The organism is Capnocytophaga sp. oral taxon 329 str. F0087 (assembly GCF_000213295.2).
Taxonomy (GTDB): Bacteria; Bacteroidota; Bacteroidia; order Flavobacteriales; family Flavobacteriaceae; genus Capnocytophaga; species Capnocytophaga leadbetteri_A.
In genome coordinates this window covers 3,739-6,988 of sequence record NZ_KN390065.1, presented here as the reverse complement: position 1 = coordinate 6,988, position 3,250 = coordinate 3,739, and the positions used below count along the sequence as shown (strand labels likewise).

Sequence of the window (3,250 nt, the reverse complement as noted above, 5' to 3'; positions counted from 1 at the left end):
AGCGATACGAATGAAAGCATTCCTTTGCTTGAGAATTTAGCGCCTAATGAACCACCGGTAAGACGACCGATAAACATCAAAAACCAATAAGTACCTACTACCGAACCAGCGGTAGTGGTGTCAATGCCTAAACCGTTAGCTTCAGTGCTACCTGTCATAAATAGGTTGGCTATATTTGGTATACCTACTTCTATCCCTACGTATAAGAAAATAGCGATAGCTCCTAATACAAAGTGACGGAAAGATAGCGGACTGTGGCTATTCTTCACCCCATTGGCAACAGCAGCCGCTGCGTGAGGCTCTGGAATGTTCATCGAGAACAATACGATAAACGCTAAGGCAAAAATACCCATTGCTAAGAATAAGGCAGGGTTAGCGTTGGCTATAGAAGTCTCTGAACTGATAGTACCGATAAGGTAACCTACCAATACAGGCACAATAGTAGCCCCGATAGAGTTGATAGCCCCTCCGAACTGTAGCAATTGGTTACCGCGTTTGCCACCACCACCAAGGGTGTTAAGCATAGGGTTTACCACCACGTTTAGCATACACATAGAGAAACCAGAGATAAAAGCACCGGTTAGGTATACGGCAAAGCTACCTGCAGAGCCCGATAAGAAGGTAACACATACCCCTACGAAACCTACTGCAATAGCTGCTAAGGCAGTTTTCTTATAGCCAATGCGCTCTAACATTTTCCCAGCAGGGATACCCATAAAGGCATAGGCTATAAAGTTCGCTAAGTTCCCCAATTGCGATTCGAGGTTGCTAGCCATAAATTGGTTTTTAACAATTACCCCAAAAGGGTTTTGTAAGCCTGTTACGAATGAAATCATAAAGAATAGTGCGAACATCATCGCAATAGGCAATACGTAACTTTTGTTTTGTTGATCTTGGTGTTCCATTATTTTGATATTTTAGTTTTTATTTTCTTAGAAAAAGTAAATCGACAAATCGCCAAATTGACAAATCGCCAAATCGCCAAATCGAAAATTCGGGGGCAAAAATATATAAACCTTTCCTAAAAAACAACAAAAACGAAAACTTTTTTAAGGTTTATTTATGAAATCTTTTACTTTACCCTTGATTTTCACCGGCGTTTGCTTCCTATCTATTTCGTATGCAGCTATGCGCGAGGTGCGTACATATAGCTCATTGCCTCTTATTTCCGCCTCAATCTTGGCGGTTTTATGCTGATGTTTTAGCAGTGCATAGGGGTATCCTTGGTTAAAATTGCCTTTTAGCACTAGGGTCGCTCCCTCGCGTAGCACCGTCAGTTCGGTAGGGTCGCCTGCTTTCTTTTGGGCGGTGTAGAGCATCGGTGCCATTGGCGAGCTGATACTGTCACGCTCTAAGGCGAGGAGTATATCGCCCTCTTTGGCGCCCAAACGCTTGGCAGTAACGGTGTCATTCTTAAAACCTGCTATGCGCAAGCCCTTGCCTTTGTAAGTATAGTCGTATTTGATGCCCAAATCGGCTTTGTTGTTCTGTATGGTCACTTTGGGATAGAGAGTATGCCAAGGGGCGCGCTCTTGCTCGAGGGCGAGCGATTTGAGGCTTAGCCACCCTATCCGATTGATTTTGTTAATACTAGAGGTCTCCCATACTATATGGGTAAGGGGTTGGCGCGTGTGGTTTTTAATAAAATCGACTAATGCGGACTGTTCTTCGGGCAGGTAACCCAAAAAGTGGTCGCCTGTAGGGGTTTTGAAAGTAATATTAGGATTTTCTTTCCGTAGGAAGTCGATAGAAGGGGTGATTTGCTCAAGCGGATAGAGACTGTCGCCGCTGGTATTGAGTATATACAGCGGTTTTTGATTCATATTGCAGGGAAAAATCTCCTCTTCGCCCAACATACTGGCTACTTTTAGGCTGCCATTCATCGCGATAAAGCCGGCAAAAGGGTCGGGTTGCGTCATAGCGAAGTAATACACCCCCGAACCGCCATCAGAGAAGCCCGACAGGAAGATTTTATCAGGGTCGATAGGGTACTGTTGTTTTACGGCAGTGATTTCGTCCATTACCATTTGTTGCCCTACGGCATCGAACCAAGTAGCGCCTTTTTGTCCGAAGCAGAAAAGCAGATAACAATCAGCAGCCTCGGCTAAGGCTACCAAGGGCGATTTGCGCACATAGCCTTCGGGGTTAGCATTGACCTGAGGCGAGGCTACGGCTCCGTGCAAGAATACCAATAAAGGTTTAGTTTTAGGGTTGGGTTTTGTAGGAGTATAAACCACATAGGGGCGCGATTGCCCATCAGCGCAAAGCTGTTGAGAAGTTTTAATCTCTTGTGCTTGCAGGGCAGTAACGCAAGCAAGCAAGAGCATCATACATTTGTTCATAGTTTGTTAGCTAATTTTGATTATTTCTAATTATCGATTATTTTGCCGCAAAGATATAAAATTATTTTTATCTATTAGCATACAAATACTACATTTGCCTCCCAGCCTTCTCAGCCCTCCCAGCCTTCTCATATTAAAAAAAATCACACACTATAGGAACAATACAGGATGAGCGAAGGATGAGCGAACAAAAAACGAAAAATCATCAAATTAACAACCCCTGTTGATAACTTGTTAATATGCTGTTAATTTTTATTGATAACTATTGATTGCTATTTCAAAATTTATTTGTACCTTTGCCACCGGAAAATGAGACAATTAGATAGTTTACCAATCGGCAAATCGACTAATCGGCAAATCGACTAAATTATATAGTAATCATTTAATAAGTTAAGTATTATGGAAGAATTTGTAAAAGTAGTAGAGCAAATCCTTTATATGGAGAATTTCAATATCGAAATAACTCCTGATTTAAAGCAAAAATTTGCGCAAATGTATGGCACCTTTGCTGCTGGTGTACCTGAAAAATACAAAGGCGATGTAGCGCGTTTGGCTAACAAGTATGCTGCTGTAGGCGCTAACGCTTTTAGTTTTAGTTATTAATCCGTTAGCCCCCCTATTACTGATGCACGTATTAGTAACAGGAGCTAACGGTCAGTTAGGCTCCGAAATAAAAGCTAACGCCGACCGCAAAGCACGCTATTTTTTCACCGATGCAGACGTTCTCGATATTACCCAAATAGACGAGATACGCTCTTTTGTACACCAAAATCACATCGGACTGATAGTGAATTGCGCCGCTTACACCAATGTAGACAAAGCTGAAGACGATACGGCTGTGGCTGAAAGCATCAACCACACGGCTGTAGCCCATCTGGCGACCGTATGCGCTGAGGTTTCTATTCCTC

At 42.8% G+C, this 3,250-nt stretch carries 4 protein-coding genes; 2 read left to right on the top strand and 2 right to left on the bottom strand.

The genetic code is table 11. The features are described from left to right. Both HMPREF9074_RS10995 and HMPREF9074_RS10990 read right to left on the bottom strand, forming a co-directional pair. On the bottom strand, positions 1 to 905 hold a 905-nt coding region (locus HMPREF9074_RS10995), incomplete at its 3' end, for an MFS transporter (protein ID WP_034540813.1). A gap of 144 nt (positions 906 to 1,049) precedes the next feature. Beyond that, entirely contained in the window at positions 1,050 to 2,342 is a 1,293-nt protein-coding gene (locus HMPREF9074_RS10990; protein WP_009390183.1) for a phospholipase, read from the bottom strand. Between the two features lie 399 nt (positions 2,343 to 2,741). Between HMPREF9074_RS10990 and HMPREF9074_RS10985 the strand changes: the two genes are divergently transcribed. Next, entirely contained in the window at positions 2,742 to 2,945 is a 204-nt protein-coding gene (locus tag HMPREF9074_RS10985; RefSeq protein WP_009390185.1) for a hypothetical protein, read from the top strand. 22 nt (positions 2,946 to 2,967) lie between these two features. Beyond that, positions 2,968 to 3,250, top strand: a 283-nt coding sequence (locus HMPREF9074_RS10980) for a sugar nucleotide-binding protein (protein ID WP_034540811.1), incomplete at its 3' end; no start/stop codon positions are given.